The 17,869-nt window shown below is 66.4% G+C and carries 14 protein-coding genes; 8 read left to right on the forward strand and 6 right to left on the reverse strand.

The genetic code is table 11. The features are described from left to right. A partial coding sequence (locus QZY44_RS02895; RefSeq protein ID WP_295441988.1) for a heterodisulfide reductase subunit A occupies positions 1-863 on the reverse strand: 863 nt, incomplete at its 3' end. Positions 864-1,258: 395 nt separating this feature from the next. On the opposite strand from QZY44_RS02895, the gene QZY44_RS02900 reads away from it, so the two are divergent. Next, positions 1,259-2,044 (forward strand): zinc ribbon domain-containing protein, encoded by a 786-nt coding sequence (locus QZY44_RS02900; RefSeq protein ID WP_295441991.1) that lies wholly within the window; start codon positions 1,259-1,261, stop codon positions 2,042-2,044. A gap of 23 nt (positions 2,045-2,067) precedes the next feature. On the opposite strand, the gene QZY44_RS02905 is transcribed toward QZY44_RS02900, so the two are convergent. Next, positions 2,068-2,811 carry a ComF family protein gene (locus QZY44_RS02905; protein WP_295441993.1) on the reverse strand — a complete coding sequence of 248 codons (744 nt, stop codon included), beginning with the start codon at positions 2,809-2,811 and terminating at the stop codon, positions 2,068-2,070. A 236-nt stretch (positions 2,812-3,047) separates the two neighbouring features. Here QZY44_RS02905 and QZY44_RS02910 point away from each other — a divergent pair, with 236 nt between their 5' ends. Both QZY44_RS02910 and QZY44_RS02915 read left to right on the forward strand, forming a co-directional pair. After that, positions 3,048-4,244 carry a hypothetical protein gene (locus tag QZY44_RS02910; RefSeq protein ID WP_295441996.1) on the forward strand — a complete coding sequence of 399 codons (1,197 nt, stop codon included), beginning with the start codon at positions 3,048-3,050 and terminating at the stop codon, positions 4,242-4,244. A gap of 329 nt (positions 4,245-4,573) precedes the next feature. Next, entirely contained in the window at positions 4,574-4,798 is a 225-nt protein-coding gene (locus QZY44_RS02915) for a hypothetical protein (RefSeq protein ID WP_295441999.1), read from the forward strand. Positions 4,799-4,858: 60 nt separating this feature from the next. Here the strand turns inward: QZY44_RS02915 and QZY44_RS02920 are convergent, their stop codons facing one another. Together QZY44_RS02920 and QZY44_RS02925 are read right to left on the reverse strand one after the other, a co-directional pair. Next, positions 4,859-5,200: a BrnA antitoxin family protein gene (locus QZY44_RS02920; RefSeq protein WP_295442002.1), complete on the reverse strand. Its 342-nt coding sequence runs from the start codon at positions 5,198-5,200 to the stop codon at positions 4,859-4,861. Further along, positions 5,160-5,435, reverse strand: coding sequence for a BrnT family toxin (locus QZY44_RS02925; protein ID WP_295442005.1), 276 nt, complete (start codon positions 5,433-5,435; stop codon positions 5,160-5,162). Before QZY44_RS02925 ends, QZY44_RS02920 begins: the two co-directional genes overlap by 41 nt. A gap of 138 nt (positions 5,436-5,573) precedes the next feature. On the opposite strand from QZY44_RS02925, the gene QZY44_RS02930 reads away from it, so the two are divergent. The 5 genes from QZY44_RS02930 to QZY44_RS02950 all read left to right on the forward strand — a co-directional run bounded on the left by QZY44_RS02930 (position 5,574) and on the right by QZY44_RS02950 (position 8,712). After that, on the forward strand, positions 5,574-6,362 hold the full coding sequence (locus tag QZY44_RS02930) for a hypothetical protein (RefSeq protein WP_295442007.1): 789 nt from the start codon (positions 5,574-5,576) through the stop codon (positions 6,360-6,362). Between the two features lie 236 nt (positions 6,363-6,598). Continuing rightward, positions 6,599-7,666, forward strand: a complete 1,068-nt coding sequence (locus QZY44_RS02935) for a KilA-N domain-containing protein (RefSeq protein WP_295442010.1) — start codon at positions 6,599-6,601, stop codon at positions 7,664-7,666. Beyond that, on the forward strand, positions 7,663-7,839 hold the full coding sequence (locus QZY44_RS02940; protein ID WP_295442013.1) for a hypothetical protein: 177 nt from the start codon (positions 7,663-7,665) through the stop codon (positions 7,837-7,839). Before QZY44_RS02935 ends, QZY44_RS02940 begins: the two co-directional genes overlap by 4 nt. A 57-nt stretch (positions 7,840-7,896) precedes the next feature. Then, on the forward strand, positions 7,897-8,448 hold the full coding sequence (locus QZY44_RS02945) for a ProQ/FinO family protein (protein WP_295442015.1): 552 nt from the start codon (positions 7,897-7,899) through the stop codon (positions 8,446-8,448). 9 nt (positions 8,449-8,457) lie between these two features. After that, entirely contained in the window at positions 8,458-8,712 is a 255-nt protein-coding gene (locus tag QZY44_RS02950; protein WP_295442018.1) for a hypothetical protein, read from the forward strand. A 426-nt stretch (positions 8,713-9,138) separates the two neighbouring features. On the opposite strand, the gene QZY44_RS02955 is transcribed toward QZY44_RS02950, so the two are convergent. Both QZY44_RS02955 and QZY44_RS02960 read right to left on the reverse strand, forming a co-directional pair. After that, positions 9,139-9,438 carry a DUF3310 domain-containing protein gene (locus QZY44_RS02955; protein WP_295442021.1) on the reverse strand — a complete coding sequence of 100 codons (300 nt, stop codon included), beginning with the start codon at positions 9,436-9,438 and terminating at the stop codon, positions 9,139-9,141. Beyond that, positions 9,435-17,819 (reverse strand): PLxRFG domain-containing protein, encoded by an 8,385-nt coding sequence (locus tag QZY44_RS02960; RefSeq protein ID WP_295442023.1) that lies wholly within the window; start codon positions 17,817-17,819, stop codon positions 9,435-9,437. The genes QZY44_RS02955 and QZY44_RS02960 overlap by 4 nt, the downstream gene beginning before the upstream one ends. Positions 17,820-17,869 lie beyond the last annotated feature (50 nt).

Here is a 17,869-nt window from a genome sequence, read left to right on the forward strand (position 1 = left end):
ATCGCGTAGAAGTCTTCGAGGCGATCGATCGCGCGAATGTCAATGTAATACACTGTGGACTTGCCGCCTTCACCGCAGGCTTCGCGCACATACTGGGTTTGCTTCAGTGTAGCCATGCAGCAGATGCGCGAACAGTGACGCAAATGATTCTCGTCGCGCGAGCCGGCGCACTGGATGAAGGCGATGTTCTTCGCCTCCTTGCCGTCGGATGGCCGCAGCAGCTTGCCGCCGGTCGGCCCGGACGGGTCGGCTAACCGCTCGAACTCGACGCTGGTGATGACATTGGGGAAGCGTCCGTACCCGTAGGGTTGGATCTTCGCGGCATCGTAGGGCCGCCAGCCGGTCGCCCAGACCACCGCGCCGACCGCAAGTTGGACCGTCTCTTCCTGCATTTCCAGATCGATGGCACCGACCTTGCACGCCGCCTTGGCCTGATCGGCGTCGGTGGTGCCAATGATCGACGGGTCGAGCACATAGCGCTGCGGGTACGCCATCGCGTGCGGCAGGTGCGCAGCCTTGATCGTGTCGATCCCGTAATTGTATGGATTGGGGATTTCAGCACTGACCGCGGCCGAACAATCGCCGCAGGCGGTGCAAGTCTCGTTGACATAACGTGGGCGAATCTTCAGCGTCGCCTGATAATCGCCGCGCCGGCCGATGATGCCCGCCACCTCGGTCATGGTCAGCACCCGCACGCGGCGGTTCGCCTTGAGTCGCCGCAGATTGATCTCGAGCCCGCAGGTCGGATGGCACATCTTGGGGAAATAGCGGTACAGCTGCGCAGTGCGTCCACCCAGGGTAGGATTGCGCTCGACCAGCACGACGTCACGTCCGCACTCCGCCGCTTCGAGTGCCGCCGTCATGCCGCTGATGCCACCGCCGACCACGAGAATCGTCTGGCTAGTCGCGATAGGTACCGTCATGAAATCTCCACTGCGTTACAGGTTACAAGACTGTCAGGTACGTCGGGCCTGGTTTGCCCTTGGTTCCCGGCTGCGGGCCATGGTCATCGAAACTGGCTTACGGATAGAAACATCAACCATCCGCGAGCGCATAAGTAACTGTTGATGTACTTATGGCGCTTATCTTAGCCGCGCGGCGGGCGCCGGGCAAGGCGGTTGGTGGCTAAGCGAGCGACCAGCGGCGCCAGATTCCGGTGCGAGTCTGGAGTCGTAAGAGCACGTGACAGCACTGGGCGGTAATTGGCACTAAACTAAGCGGGGTTCGCTCCTGCCGAAAAGCTGAGAGGATCAGTGAGGTGAACGGCCAGTCGATGCAGTGTCCCAAGTGCGGTGCCGAACAACCGGACGCCAACTTGATGTGCGCCCGGTGCGGTATCGTCTTCGCAAAATACTATAAGTATCACCCCCGCCGAGCTGGAGAGGCTCCCGCGACGCCCCCGGCGCCGATATCGCGGGCGCGCGCCCGAACCGCCCATCACGGCGCCGCGCAGGGACCGGATTCGCTGTTCTTCCCGGCCACGCCCGGTGGGGACTGGCTGTCGCTCGGTGCCCGCACAACCTTGTGGGCAGTGCTCCTGGTCTGGGGGCTGACCCTGATGCTGGCCTCGGTGGAGAGCGGCGCCGTGGGGAGATCCTTCCTCCACAGTGTTAACCTGCCATTCCACGAGTTCGGCCACATCCTGTTTCGTCCATTCGGACAGCGGGTCACGTCCCTGGGGGGCACCTTGGGCCAACTGCTGATGCCGGCCATCTGTTGCGGCGTGCTGCTGATCCAGACCCGGGACCCCTTCGGCGCCGCCGTCGCACTGTGGTGGCTCGGCGAGAACTTTCTCGACATCGCACCCTATATCAATGATGCACGCGCCGGCGTGCTGCCTTTGCTGGGCGGGAACTTCGGCGACTCGTCCCCCTATGGATTCCACGACTGGCAGTACCTGCTGGGCGAGACCGGACTGCTCGAGTGGGACCACGGGATCGCCCGGTTGAGCCGCGTACTCGGTTGTCTCGTCATGGTGCTGGCACTGGCCTGGGGCGCCTGGCTGCTGGTGCGCCGGTTCGGGTACCTGAACAGGCGGGACTGACCGTTGGGGACATCCGGGAGCCATCAGGGCGTGCGCGCCACCGCCCACACCTCCACGCGCCGCGCGCCGGCCCGGCGCAGGACCCGCGTCAGTTCACTGACGGTACTCCCGGTGGTCACCACGTCGTCCAGGATGGCGACCTGCTGCCAGGGCAAGGGCGCCAGTGCCGCAAAGGCCCCGCGAATATTACGCCGGCGCGCCGGCTCATCGAGCCCCGCCTGGGGCGGCGTTGCCAGCACCCGGCGGCAACAGGTGCCATCGACCGGCAGGTCCAGGGCGCGCCCGACCACCCGGGCAATCTCCAGTGACTGGTTATAGCCGCGCCCGACCAACCGGGTCGGGTGCAGCGGCACCGGCACTAGCACCTGGGGCCAGGGCGCGGGCAGTGCGCGCGCCGCGTCCGCCAATAGCTGCCCGAGCAGACGCGCATGATTGAGCCGGCCGCGAAACTTGGCAGCACCCACCAGGGTCGGGATGGGGGTCTCATAACGCAGCGCGGCCAGCGCCCGCGCAAAGGGCGGCGGGCGCCGCTGACAGGCGCCGCAGACGCTACCAGCGGGCAAGGCCATGTCGAAGGGGAGCGCGCAGAGCGGGCAGGCGAGGCGATTGTGCGGGAGCTCCGCCGCGCAGCCGGCACACAGGTCGCGCCCGTGTGCACCGGGCGCACCGCACAGAAGACACGTCGGCGGAAAGAGCCGACCAATCAGCCAGCCGCCGTCGGCGCCGGAAGCTGACGCCGCATGTCCAGCTTGACCAAACAGGCACATCGCACACCTAAAAATTTGCACGGAAAGCTGCGACGCCAAGGCACCAAGCTCGCCAAGGTTATTCAGTCAGTGGCCGGCTTTGGACGATTGCGCCGACGGGTGATCTGCTGACGTCACCTGCCCGATTTTAATTCTTCGCGAGCTTGGCGCCTTGGCGTGAATAATTGGCGGTCTTAGGATCACCATCAGACCGCGGGGAGGCCACCCGCACCCCGACCGCACACCGAGAATCGACCATGGATATCGATCCACCACCCGCGCACCTCACCCCGGCTTCTATCACGCTCATCGCCATCCCGGCAGACGGGGCGGTGCCACAGTCGCTGCCGCTCGAAGCCGCTGAGGCCGGAGAGTACCACTTCAGCCTGGAGTGCCTCCCAGGCGCCGATGCCATCCATCTGCTGATCGCCATCGGGGGCCAGCCACGCCTGCGCGCCGAGGTCCGCGCCCAAGCCGGCGAGGTGGTCCGCTGCGCGCTGCACCTCACCGAGGAGGGCGAGCCGGTCCTTGAAGCCGGCAGCCACCAAGTCCTGTTCCTGCCGGTGGAAAGCGCCTACGGTCCACTGCCGCCGATCCCGCCCCCCGCGCCGCGGTCCGCCTGGGACATCTGTCTGGTGATCGATGCGACCACCCGCAGCACCGCCGATAGCGCCCCACCGTCGCGTCTCGCCGGACTTGCCGAAGCGGACGCGGCGCCCCCGCTGGTGCTGGACGACTTCCTGCTGAACCAGCCGCAACTGTGGGCCGCGGTGGTCGAGCCGGTGGTGGAACTGTTCCGGCAACTCGCCGACGCAGGCCCGGCCGGCCAGGGCTGCCGGTTCGCCGTCATCGCCTTTGGCGACGAGGCCCCGCCCCTGGGCGTCTATGCCGCCGACCTGATGCCCGCCTACCGATTACGCGTGCTGCCTTACGACCGACCGGAGCACCTGCTCCTCCCGCTGGCTGCGGCCACCCTGACCGACCTGCTGCTCACGCGCCTCACGGCCACCCCGGGCGGCGATTTCGTGGACGCACTGGCCGACGCATTGGCCGCGGCGGGCTGGCTCCAGTGGGGTGATGAGCGCCGCCGACTGCTGGTACTGATCGGCGATTCCCCGGGCCATGCCACCGCACACCCGGTACCCTATGGCGGCGACGCCTTGGCGCGGCGCGCCGATGTCCACGCCGAGGCCGCCCGACTACACCGCGAACACCAGGTGGAGATTCTGACCCTCTACCACGCGCCGGCCGCGGCCCTGGTCAAGACCCTGCTGGACGCCCCGCGGGCACTGATCGACCACGCCCGCGACCAATATCGGCGGCTGGCGAGCGAGCCCCGACTGGCGTTCACCACTGCCAACTTCGATCCCCGGGGGGCGGCCGCCACCCTTCTGGGACGCAACGCCCCCCTGGGCCGCGGCCCCAGTTGGGGGCGGCGGCCCGCAATCACTTAAGCATCGGGGTGAGGCTCCAGGGGGTGCCGACAGTAGGTTGGTCAATCGACCTGGTGAGGTACTAACGGCGCTTAACGCCGTGGTCGACCGCCTGTGGGCACCCCATAAGCCGCCGGACGGCGGCGGATCAGACTGGAGCCTTGTAGTGACGCATGACCGATTTATTATCATGTAACGAAATGATTTATAAATAAAAGAAGGACTGGACGCCTAAGACAATGACCGCTAAACATGGCCCGCCAGGCCGCGCCGCTGCTGGCCCGGTCGGCGCGTCTTAGGCGCCTTTTGAGGTGCCTTCGGCCCCCCCTGAAACACCACCGGACACCGTGATGAACAAAGCCCACAACGTCAGAACATCATCCATCTTCATGGAAAACGACACCATCGGCGATGGGGTGTTTATCCGCGAACGCGCTGCCGTACTCCGCCAATATGCCGATCTGTTGGATTCCGGCGCGGCCGACCACCGCACCTTCACCTTCACCTCGCCGGGCGGAACCAAAGTCACCGTTAACTCGGGAGCGTATCTCGCGGACGGCACTCCGCAAGAATAGGCGCCTGCGCATCCTCTCCCCGCGTGATCGCCAACGCATCGCCACCCCAACCGACGGCCCTCAGCGCCTGGCCTCGATATATTCCCGCATGGCGTCATTGATGCGCGTCTGCCAGCCGGGACCGGTGGCCTTCAGGGCGGCCAGCACATCCGCGTCGAGCCGGATCGTCGTCGAGACCTTGGCCGGCGCACGCCCCGGGCCGCGCCGACGCGCCGCCAACGTGCCGCGCAGTTCGGCGAGCGAATGGCTCGTGATGGGGTCCTTCCAGTGTTCCGCCACGGCGGCCGGATCGTTGGGATCGTAGGGGCAGTCCGGATCGTCCACGTGCTCCGGGGCCGCGGCCAGCGCCGCCGCCCGCTGTTCAGGGCTGATCGAGGGCTTGGAAGTAGCGTTGCGTTTCATGTTTGGTGCCCGCGCGACAGGAGATCAGATGGGGGCCGTCCGGACGGTCGACCCACACCAGCAAGACCACCCGATCAACCAGCCAACCCAGGCTTTGCAACCGCTGCTCACCGTAGGACAGGCGCCGGTCTTCTGCGGTGGACATGAAGCCGTCGAAGACCGCCTCGCACGCGGCGAGGTCGATGCGATGGTTGGCGAGATTGGCGCGGCGCTTGGCCGCGTCGAAGGTGATCATGCAGCGAGTGTAGTAACGGATTGGGTGCCTGTCCAGCGGCGGGGCGTTGGGGTTCCTGCGTCGCCCCAACCGGCGGCCCTACATGGGTTGACCTGGCGCTATAATCCCATGGAAGTCCCGCAGGTGGAGAAAAACCCCATGACGATACAGACGAAGCTGCACCGCGCCTTGGATCGCATGCAGGCCCGATGGATTAATCTGCTGCTCTTGGCGGTCGGACTCTTGGCGATCGCGGTCGGGGCACTGTTCGACATGGGGACTGACGGCAAGTCCATCTGGCTGAGTGTCGGGTGTTCGTTGTTCGCCAGCGCCGTCGTCTCGGGGCTGACGGCGCGCTATCTGGTGCGCTCCGAAAGCATCCGCGAGGTGGTCCGCGACTGGGGGCTGGTCGCCATCTTTCGCACACGCCAAGACATGAACCGCAGCGCGGATGACGCCCTTATGATGACGGACAGTCACATCGACATTATTGCCTGGGGCCTGAAATCCTTTCGTGATAGCCAGGACCACGTGGTGCGGGAGAAGGTGCGGAAGGGGCTGCGCCTGCGCATCCTGGCCCCCGATCCCGACTCACCCTTTGTGGCCCAGCGCGAGCGTGACGAAAATGAAGTGGCCGGACAGATCAAGAACACGATCATTCAATTGCAGGCATGGGTCGCGGAACTTCAACGGCTCGCCAAGGACCCGGGGGCGGTCCAGTTGCGGCATTACGTATGCCTTCCGCAGGACTTTTATTTTCGGGCAGACGGCCACTTGTTCATCGGTCCTTATCTCTATGGCATTGCCAGTCAGCAGACCGTCTCTTACGAATTCTGCTCACCCTCCCGCGGGTTCAGCCACTACACCCAATATTTCGAGCGGCTGTGGGACGACCCGCAGTTCGGCCGCGCGCAGCCCGGGTTGACAACCCCGCCCGCCCGGGGCTAGGCTTGCCCTGCCGCTGGGGTTCCAGCGGTCGGGATTGTCATTCCCGGAACCCAGGCGCGAAGCGCCACCCCCGCGTCAGGCGCATTTTTTGTGCCTCCCGTTTATGGTGGGCGGTGCGCGGAAGCCGCGAGGCTTGCCGGCCCCTGGTCCGGTTATGACAACCGCGCACAGTCCGCCGCCAGTTCTGTTTGTCATCAGCGTCGGCGGACTCCAAGCCATCACCAGGAGTCTTTCGCATGTCCCAGCTCCCCGCATCCCCTTCCCTGTACCTGTCCGACACCGCGATCCGTGAGGACGAGGACGGGCGCTTCTGCCTGAACGACCTGCACAAGGCCGCCGGCGGCGAGAAGCGCCACCAGCCGTCCGACTGGCAGCGTACTGAACAGGCGAAAGCCCTGATCGCGGAACTTCGTAAGCCGTTGAATTCAGCCGCTCCGGGAATTCCCGGAGCGGCTAGAATCAAGCCCTTAGAGCCCGTCGCGATCGTCATGGGCGGGAACGGTCAACAAGGCACCTACGTCGTCCGCGAACTGGTCTACGCCTACGCCATGTGGATCAGCCCAGCCTTTCACATCCAGGTCATCCGCACCTTCGACGCCGTGACCCAGGGCCAGCCGGCCCCGCGGCCCGCGCCCGGCCCCGCCCGCGGTCTCATCGTGGACCCGGACCAGGCGTCATGGTCCGACTTCCTGGCGGTCTGGCACGCGACCTGGGGGCCGCGCCCACGCCGCGCAGTGGATCTCGCTGACGGGGCCGCGGTACAGCCGCGCGTGGCCGCCGCGCTCGCGGCCCTGGGCTGTCCGCCGGATCGGCGCGGCGCCGCGCGCCGGCTGGCGACCCTGCTGCGCCGCCACACCGGGGAGACCTGCGGCGATCTGCGTCTGCGGTATGTCCCCGGCACCGGCACCCACGGCGGCAAGTGGTTTGTGGAGCCGGCCCGCGCGGCCTTGCCCCCGAGCGCGCCGACCAAACCCGTCGACCAGCCCGCGCCGGCACGCGACATCCTGGACGATCCCAAGGTGCGCGGTGCCATCGAGCAGAAAATCCTCGAGCTGAGCCTGGCGTCCGCGGCCCACAACCGCGAGGTCCTGCTGGACCAGTTGCGTCGCCGCGCCGATCTGAGCGATCCGGCGGCCGTCATCGCCGCCCTGCACCCGCTGGAGCTGGACCACGGCAAGTGCGTGATGGTGAATATCCAGTTGCTCCAGGCCATCATGAACCGCGGCAAGGGTGCCCGGTTGATGCTGGAGCAGCAGCAAGCCTGTTTCGATCAACTGCGCGCGGCGCTGGGGTGGGCGGCATGACCGTCGGCGAACTGAAAGACCTGCTGGCCGAGTATCCCGAGCACTGGCCGGTGGAGGTGGACTGCGACTTAGTCGACTCCGCGGTCAGCCTGGACATCTACGGCCTGGAGCAAGGCAAGACGTCGCAGGGCATCAACCTCGTGTGGATCGTCACCGAAGACCGCCCGGACTGAGCCGCCCCATCTTCTATTTCAATCCCGCACGGACGCGGACAAATCACGGCACCGACCATGAGCAAACCGAAACGACCACCCTCCCCCGCCCTGCTGGCCCTGCGCGGGGCCTTCCCGCTGGCCTTCCCCGTCGAGGACGCGGCCATCCGCCCGCTGGCGATCGGCATTCGCGACGCCATCATGGCCTGGGCGGACACCCGCCCGGACCTGGACCCGCGGCAGGTGGCCGAGGCGCTGCGTGCCCACTGCGCGCGGCTGACCTATCGCCGCACGCTCCTCGCCGGGGCGCCGCGGATCGATCTGGAGGGGCAACCCGTCGGGAGCGTGACCGAGGAGGCCGCGGCGGTGGCCGTGGAGGGCATCGAGCGCGACCGGGCGATTGCTGCGCAGGCCGCCATCGATCGGGAGGCGCGGCGGACCCTGGCCCTGGAGCGCCAGGCGCAGATTCAGGCAGCGGCCGCGGCCCGGCGGGCGAAGAAGGCGGCCAAGCCGCCGAAGCAGAAGGCGAAGAAGCCGAAGCCGACGGCAACGGCAGCGAAGCCCGCTGCGGCGCCGAAGTCCACGGCCACTGTGGTGGTGAAGAAACGGCGGATCATCCCCCCGGAGTGAGTGAGCGCTATGAGTACAAAGAGTTACACGAACGAGAAGAACCTGCGGGAGTTGCTTAAGGCATTGCCTCCTAGCCAAAGCCCGCTGATTTTTTCATCCTCACAGATACGGTATGCGTGGGCCGATGGCCTGCCAGATGACCCACTCAACAACCGACCGGACATCACAACTCCGGATGAGTACATTGCCGAAGCCCGCGCGGGAAGGGTCACGTTTGGGGGGATTCCGGTCGCCATCGTCGATCGGCTGCCGCCGGTAAGTTAGGCGTTTTGCAGAAAACAGCAGGAGACAGGCATGGCACGATGGGTATGCCGCGAAGAACGCCACAGCCTGACGCATTGACTGCGGGCGCCCCACTCGCACCCGCGACTGCGCCGGGAGATCACGCCCGACGGACTATTGCTGCGACTGGATATCGAAATCCCCGCCGTCTGCGAGGAGGAAGCCCTGCAGCCCCGGCTATTACCGCCGACGGGGGCTATCCCACGGCCGTCGCCGCATCGCTACGCACCCGCTAGGCGGCTACTTGTCGAGCACCTGATACCCGCCGCCCTACTGCCGCTCGCTCGCGGTGGCTGGCGGCGGCGCGTGGCGAGGGAACTGCGACGCATGCGGTCCACGATACGCCTAGCCAGCGGCTGACCAGCGGCGCCGCGGTGGCGGCTACCCGTCGCGGCCTGGGGGCCGCTCCTACCCCGCGTTGCGCGCCGTCTCGGCCAAGTGCATCTGAGCGCTCGCCCAGCGTTCATCATGGCCGGCCGGTGCGACTGAAGTCGCACCTACAGGGGCGCCCTGGCGCCGCCTGATCTCGCGGGCGATGTACCAGCGCGCTTTCTCCAGGTCCTCGACGGCATCGCCCTTGAGTCCGGCGCGCCACAGGTATTTCAGGGCGTTGCCGAGACAGAAGTTCATGTGCTCGGCGATCTGGATGCACTCCACCCCGGAGGGGTGGGCGGTGTAGTGGGCGGGGTGTTCGACCGGGTCATTCATCCTGGTGCTCCAAGGCGTTCGCGCAGGCGCTCGGTGCCGGGGCGCAGCTCCACCCCGGACTGCGCCCGCTGGGTATGCCGCTCGCCGGCCTTGACGCTGTTGCGCACGGTGCGTGGGGTGATCAGCAGTTTGGGGTCCTGCTGGTGTTTGAGGTTCCATGCCTGGATCTTTGGCGCCAGCCGCGCCTCGGCCTCCCGGTCCCCATCCTTGGCGGCCAGGGCGAAGGCGGTCTGTAGCTCGGTGCGCCGGCGCACGATGCGGCCCTCGTAGAGTTTGAGCATATTGGCGGTGTCGAAGGCTGCGCCGACCTTGTCCGGGCTCATGCCCAGGCCCTGCCACACCAGTTCCCAGGCGTTGAGCTGTTCATCCGGCCCCATCACGGGGTCGCCACGGCGGTTCAGTACGCCCTCGCGGGTGTAGCGCTCGGCCTTCAGGATGTCCTTCAGGAACTTCGGGCTCATGGCCTCCAGCGCGCGGTGCGGGTGGCCTTCCACCAGGTCGTCATACGCCTTGAACGGCGCGGCGCCGATGCCGCCCAAGGGGCCTAAGATTTGCTCCACGATGTAGTCATGGGTCTTGGCGCCGTTCTCGTCGCGATTCGGAGCCCGGAACAACAGGCTATCGAGCCCCACGCGCCCGCTCAGATCCAGCCCGGTGGCGGCATTGACCACCCCGCGGTCCACCGTCTTGGCCAGGAAGCCCGGCAGGTTGGCGGACAGCCAGGAACGGAACTCCACCTCCGCATCCCAGGGTTCGTCATCGTCACCGAAGGCCGCCGCGACCAGGTTCATGACCATGAAGGCCGCCCCCATCAGCGGCAGCCCGGCGGTGCCGGCCGCCATGAAGGTCATACCCAGCACGCCCACCAGGCGTTGCCGTGCCTCGCGCTTCACGGCCGCGCTCTCGCCCTTGGTCGCCTGCCACACCGAGCGCCCGAGCAGGTAGAGCACGCCCTGGCTGTAGGAGCGGAACATCAACAGGGCCTTGGCCGCGTCGCCCTGCATGAAGCGGGCGCGGTTGGCGTTGGCGTAGTCGAAGTGCGACAGCACGGTCAGTTCCGCCGCGGTCTCGACCGCCTGTGCATGGCTCTGGCCCTTGAGGCGCGCCAACCGGTAGGCGCCCAACAGGGTCACATCGCGGTTGACGATCTCCCCCAGGTGGAAGCCGGCGGAGAGGATGGACATGACGCGGGTGACGCCCGGTGAGTTGTTCCAGCGGTCCGAGTCGCCAATGCCGGCCAGGTTGTGCGCCTGGGTTACGTCGCGCACGCCGAGCAGGGTCCACTGCTCGATGGCCGCGCGTTCCTCACCGCTGAGGTTGGCCGGCATCACCGGGTGCGGCCGGCCGGTCAGGGCGCCCTTGAGGTTGTCCATGCCCATCCCTTTGCGCACGTCCGACAGCGCCCCGAGCATGGCCTTGCGCGCCCCGCCCCAGTCATCGAAGCGCGCGGCCAGGGCCGGGTAGGCGATCAGCGGGGTTTGGCTCAGGTTGACCAGCGCGGCGCCGGGGCTGACACCCAGGTACCAGAAGAAGCCCAGGGCCGCGGTGGTGCTGGTCCAGGGGGCGTTCTCGGGATTCATCACCCAGTCGTGGCGCTTCTTGAGTTCACCCAAGTAGGCGTCGGCCGTGTCGGTAATCTCGCCCTGATCGGTGCGCTCCTTCTTGTTCTCCTCGATCACCCGGATCTGTTCGGCCAGGCGCGGTTCCCAGCGGGTCTTGGCGATCTGGTGGGCCATGTGGAACATGGTGTGGCCGAAGGCCTTGAGCGCGTTGTCCTCGTAACCCGCGACCCCCTTGCGGTGGATGAAGTGAATCCGCTGACTCATCTCCTGGAGCTGCTCCAGATAGAGCTGGTGCAGGAGGTCCGCGGCCTTCTCGTCGCCCGTGGCCTTGAGCTTGTCGATGGCATCGGCCACAAAGCCCTCGCTCACGCCCTCGATCGGCTGCGACTTCTTGTCGACCATGCCGCCCTTGATGTCGGCATAGCCCTCGCGGGTCATGGCCGCGCGCGCCTGGCGGGCCTCGTGCGGGGAGTTGAAGCGGTCATAGTAGGCGGTGCCCAATTCGCGCAGGGTCCAGCCCTTTTCACCCTCCAGCTTGACCGCGCGCAGGTTGTAGCGTTCCAGTTCCGGGCGCTTCTTGGCCGCCGCCCAGGCGGCCTTCTCGGTCTCAAAGGGGGTCTTGGCGGCATCGTCCTGGTAGAACACCGCCGCCTCGGGCGCCTTATCCACGTAGAGCTTGCCGGAGGCCCAGTAGTCGCCCTGGCGGTAGAGCGGGAAGTAGGGCTCTACCTTCACCTCGCCATTGCGGGTGACGGAGGCTTCATACTCCATGCGCATGCGGGCGATCTCCGCCGCGGCTGAGTTGTCATCCTGGAGCACGCCGGAGTTCTGGACCCGCTCCAGGTAGGCGTCGAAGCGCTCCTTGTCGCGCTTCTTGTACAGGTCGCGCACGTCCTTGTAGATCTCCTGCGCTCCGTACGCCTGGACGAACCAGCGGCCGTCCGCGCTCTGCTTGACCATGGTCGGCTTGGTCTCGGTGCGGTCGATCTCCTGCTGGGCGCGCAGGGCGTCTTCCTTGGTCTGCCACCCCTGGCCCTGATTGCCGTAGAAGCGGCCCTTGCTCAGTGCGTTCCATGCCTTCTCCAGCGCCGGGCGCTCCTTCTGGCGCGCGCGCTCCTTGGGCATCAACTGTTCGATCCGGGCAATGGCGGCCATCACGTAGGGCACGCGCGCGCGGTCTTCCTTGTCTTTGAACCAGCGCTGTTGCTTGGCCCGCAGGTCCGCCAGCGACGCCTCGCTGACCTCGATCCGCTCGTCGGGCCAGCCGGGCCCCAGGGCCTGGACGAAGGACAGCGGCTTGTGCCCTTCCGACGGGTCTTCGTTGGCCAGGGTGGCCTGATGGATGGTATCGAACAGCGCCCGCGCCTCGGCCGTGACCTTGGGCTTGAGGTACTGGAACAGCGGCCGGCCCTTGCCGCCATAGACCCAGGAGGAGAAGACCTCGGTGGCGAAGGTGCCGGCCTCCTCCATCATGTCGTTGCGGTAGGTCTCCATCTGGCCGCGCAGGTCGTCATAGCGCAGGATGCCGGGAAGCTGCGGGTTGGCGATCTCGGCCAGTTGGTGCAGGGTCACGGTGCCCAGGGCGGCCGGCAGGAGCTTGGCGCTGCGCGAGGTGATGAAGTCTTTGGTGCGCTGCCAACGGCCGGGGGCGGCGGCGTCGAGGTCGGCGGTGGTGGTGTCGAGGCTGAAGCGCACGCCAGCGTCTTGATTTGCCAGCGCATCCTTTACTTCCTGGAGAGCGTGATGTACTCTCGGAGAAAGCCCACCTGTGGGGGAGGTCGCAACGTCACTGACGCCGATGCCCCGCTCAATCCCTTTTAACGAAGGGGCCATCAAGGTGGGCTTTTCTACGTCCAGCGTTTCTATCGTGTAGAGCGGATTTGGTTCCCGCGGCCCGGTCGTTTCCTTCACCGTCATCTTCACCGCTAGGACGCTTCCGTCTTCCGATATCATCGGCGCGACATACCTGTGCATGGCGGCAATCGTCGGCTCGCCGCGGACATCCGGATGACTACTATCCAAGATCGCATTACGAAACAGTTGATCGGCATTTGCGACCGCAAGCGCATGGTCACGCCCCGAAGTTGATTTCACCACCGCCTTGTGACTCGTCATCTTTCCGAGGTTGTTGTTCGACACCACCGCCACTAACCTGGTCTGCGCGTTTTCCAGAGGCTTTCCAACGAACTTAGCGGCGGCGGTTTTGGCCTGATCCATGGAAGCTGCCGAGCGTTTTGGCGTCGCGCGTTGAATGACATCCTCGCGGACGCTATCAGCGGGTTGCCCCGCATTCTCCGGCCGCGGAGCACTGTGCATCTCGCGGCCGTTGAAACGCACGATGACGTCATCACCGGGCACATCCTGGGTCGAGCCGGGCGGGGTGTTCTCGCGCTCGATGGTGCTCAGGTGCTGGCGGGCTTGGACGTTGCGGGCCTCGGCTTCGCCGGCCGAGCGTCGATACCTGTCCGCGAGGAGCTTGTGCGTTTCCCCAGTTCGAGTATAGGACGCCAGTAACTCCGGCGCGGTCTGTTGCAAGTCCTCACGCACGGCTTGCAAGTTGGTCCCGGTCGCAAATCCTTCGACGCGCTGAATGCCGTGTTGAATCTCATGCAGCAGGATCGATAACGCCTCCTCTTCGCTGCGCGCGTCGACCGTAATAGCGCCTTCCCCGTATTGTCCTTTCGCCTTACCATCAGGGTTGATGATAATGTCTGTTTGCATTAGCCGCAGCGACGGATACGCATCGAATAAGCGCGGATGCGACAGTACCGCGCCCAGTGGCGCATAGGCTTCCATCCCTGCCGGCTTACTCTCGAATGCGCCCCCCACCTTGGTGCGCAGCATCGCGCCAGAATCATTGATCTCAAACCGCCACTTCCCATCCGCCCCGCGGAACCACCCGGTCTTGCGCCGCACGTCGTCGGCCGTCATCCCGTCGGCCAGCCACTCCTGCGCCCGGCCGAGCGCGTGCGTGTCGGCCGTCGCCGCCCGTTCGCCCGCGAAGGCGAAGCGCATGTCTTTCGACGGCCCGTAGGTGCCGGCGTTGCCGATGGCGGATTTGACCTGTCGACTATCCCAGATGAGATAATCATATCCGTCCTGACCATTGTAACGCCCGATCTTAAAACCATCGTTTTGCTGCGCCTCCGCCTTGCTTCTTAGCCCTTTTATTGCGCGACTGCTCTTACTAGCCAAGTCATCATAGTTGGTTTCAAACGGGGCGGCCAAGCGAACGAATACCGGTAAGACACGCCCCCCATGCCTCAGCTCCCCGGCATCATAGTCATAGTACGCATCGGAATAGTTATTGGCGATCCTTTGGGCGTCGGTAAAGGACATGCCAAGCGCGTTAAAGTCGTGGGGGTTCGCTTCCGGCGCCGACGGGTCGAATTCGGAAAAATCCCTATGTGTACCGTGATACGCCACCAACGGCTCGCCGTTGGCGTCGACCACCTGTGACACCGTGTCCGGGTTGACAAGCAGGGTAGCCGAGGAAATACTTGAACCAACCCCGGCAGCGGTTCTGGACGTACGGATCGGGAAGGGCTGCGCCCCTTCATGATTCCTGCCGGGTACCTTCTTCCATGCGGACTTGATCGACACCCCGCCCGGCTCGGCAATCTCAACCTCGGCCACGACATAGGTCCCGTCGCTGAACATCCGTCCAAACTCGGCCGACGGTTTGCCGTTGTTTGACGTTGTGTTCTTAAAGGTTTCCGGATCGCGCAGCACCTCCAAGGCCTTGACGTAATCATCCTGAGTGAGCCCCACCTGGTCGGTGCGCCGCTCGTTGCCGGCACCGTGCCGCTTGTTGGTCTTGCGGATGTCGTCGGGGGTGAGATAGGTCCGCGCGACGGGGAACCCGAAGGCGTCAGACAGCTTGCCGCTGGGGTCCGCGTCATATCCTTCGGCAATCAGCGTGCGTTGCTGCCACGCGGTATCGGCGAGCGCCCGATCGATCAGTGCGCGGTGTTCACGTTGGCGCGCCAGCGCGTCCCAATCCCCAAACCACCGTTTGAAGTTGTCGGTCCGCACCAACACCCACTGCTCGCGGTTCAGTTTAGACGGTTTTCCGTTGGGCGCCGGCAGCGCCTGCCCCTGTTCGTCATGCGCCCGCAGGACGTCGGCATACCGGTCCTCCACCGCGCGGTACTGCCGCACCGCCTCCGCCAGTTCCGCCGCGCTCGGCGCCCCGTCCGCCTTGGCGTACTGCTTCACCAGCCCCGCCAGCCGGGCATCGGTGAGCAGCCCCGAGTAGCGCACCGGCGCCTGTCCGGTGCCGTTCTGCCGCCCCTGCCCGGCCCTGATGGCGCGCGCCAGGTCGGCCGCGAGCACGCGCATCACGGTCAGATTCGGCCGGCCAGTCACCAGCCCCAGGGCCTTCAACTTGCCGTGCAGCCAGAGCAAGAGCCGATCCCAGGCGGTGCCCAGGTCGGAGCGGCGTTGCTCCGCCAGCTTGGCGAACATCTCCTCGGCGATCACCAGGCGGTCAGTGCCCGGCTTGGCGCGCTTTTGTTCCTGGGCCTTGAGCCGGCGCAGGTAGCGCGTGGTATCGGCCGCGGCGTCCACCATCTCCAGGAAGGTCTGTTTGTCGGCCGGGGTCAGCAGGTCCAGGCCGTAATGCCCGATGGCCTCGTGCCGTAGCACGGTCTGCGCGTCGGCCCGGTCGCGCAGGTGCTCGGCGACCAGGATGATGCGGTTGGTGTCGGGGTCATAGGCGCCCTTGATGCGCCCGATGCGTTGCCGGGAGTCGGCGCCGAAGGCCTCGGCCTGGGTCTGCACCACCTGCACCTTGACCTTTTCGACCGAGGCGCCCAGCAGGCGCGCGCCGAAGTCATCGGCGATGGCTTGGGCTTCGGCCAGGGACAGGCCGGCGGGGTGCTCGTGGGGGGCGAGTTGGCTTTCGGGGCTGACGATGGGGTCACGGGAGAAGGGCACGTCGTCGTCGAACAGCGACTGCTGCCCGCGCGCAGCCAACTCGTCGGCCGTCCGGTCCGATCCGGTCAGGTTGAAGTCGCCCTGCTGGGCGTCCGCCGCCTCCTTGGCCTTGGCCGCGCGCGGCGCCTGGTCGGCCGCGCGGCGTTCCTGTTCCATGCGGGCCAGGTCGGCGGGGGTTTCTTGGGTAAGGGAAAAGTCTTCTCCTTGGTCGGTCTGCGCCTGCCGATGCGCTAACGTCTCGTCTCCACGCCCGGCCGACGCTGAGATTCCACTGGGGGCGCTTCCGACACCTGCTACACTAGAATCAGAACTGGAAGAGAGGCGAGCGGTGTCACCCTCTCCATCAAGTGCGCCAGTGTCCGGACTCGTGGCGCGTCCAGTTCCCTCTTTCTCGTAAGCGGTCAACAGCCATAGTTTGCGCCGTTCGTCGAATGTCAGCTTGATGACGGCCCGTTTATCGGCACCATCCCATAACTGGATGCGCTTCTTATCACGTTGTTTGACGGTCAATGATGAGATAAAACCCTGCAAGTCCCCAAGCACTTCGGGGTGCCATTTGACGAGTTTGGCCAACCCGCTGCCATCGCTCCGCGCAGTTCCCTCCTCCCCCCACACCAGATCAATATCCCCCACATCGGGGTGATGCAGCGCGGCTACCGCCTCCCCCGTCTGCCGCTCCTTGAGCCAGGCAATGGCGCCTTGGGCATCGTGGTGGAACTGGCGGGCGATCGGGCCGAAGGGGCCGGTTTCCTCGCCGGTCTGCGGCGCCGGAGTGGCTGCTACGGGTCGCGGCCTGGGGGCCGCTCCTACGGGTGGCTGCTCCGGCGCGGTATGCAACCGCTCCACCTCGTGCGCGCGCAGCGCCTCGCCGGGGCGCCGATGGGTGCCGCCGGGCAGTTTGGCGCGCTTGGCCCAGGCTTGGCGCTGCGGGGCCTTCATGGCATTCCAGGCGGCACGGATGGCGGGGGCGGCGGCGGCGGCTTCCTGCGCGACGCGCTCTGCATCCAGTCGCGCACCCTCGGCGTCCGCCCCCCGGTTGGAGATGACCCGCTCGCCCTTCAGTGCCGCTTGCACCAGGTCCAGCAGTACGCTGGAGTCATACCGGCCCTCGGCATTGCGCACCGGGTAACCGTACTGGTCCAGGCGTTCGGCCAGGCCGTCGAAGCTGTCGCCGTCCCGCGTGAAGACGCCGCCGAAGCCCTGCTGTTTGAAGGCGGCGGGGTCGATGCCTTGGGACTTGGCCTCCGCGTGGCTGATACCGCCCAGTTTGGCGATGGCCGTCACCAGGTCGTCTTGTTCCGGTTTGACGGCCCGGCGCGCGGCCTTGGCCTGGGCCTTTTGGGCGGCCAGGGCGCGGGCCCTGGCGGCGGTTTCTTCCATGGTGGCGTGGGGACCGAAGGAGGTGTCGGACGCGGGCGCCGCGGTGGTCTCGTCGCGGCCGGGGGCCGCTCCTACGGGGCCCGCGGCGACGGCATCCGGGAAGCGCTTGCGGAACTCGCGGGCGGCCATGTGGCGCGGGCGCTCGATCTCGCTCGGGGTCCAGGTGCCGTCTTTCAGGAAGGCGACACGGCGGATGAAGAGGCGGTCATCCTGCTGCGCATCATCGCCCGGGTTGAGTCGCTCGATGACGACCCGCTCACCGGTGCCGTCGGGGGCGGTGCGCTCGAAGATGGCACCGGGGGCGAGCGGCGCGGGGGCCGCCGGCTTGATCGCGGCCTGGTCCTTCAGGTGTTGGTCGAAGGGCTCACCGAGCAGTTGCCGGATGGCGGCTTGGCGCTCCTCCGGGGTGGGCAGCGCACGCAGGGTGTCGGCGTGCTGGAGCAGGAAGGCGCCGTCCGGCTCGGTGAGGCGCCGGGCGTTGGTGGGTGATGTGGGGTCCATCAGCGCGCGATCGAACACCGCACGGAAATCGGGCGGCAGCTTTTCCAGCC

This window comes from uncultured Thiodictyon sp., assembly GCA_903837595.1.
Lineage (GTDB): Bacteria > Pseudomonadota > Gammaproteobacteria > Chromatiales > Chromatiaceae > Thiodictyon.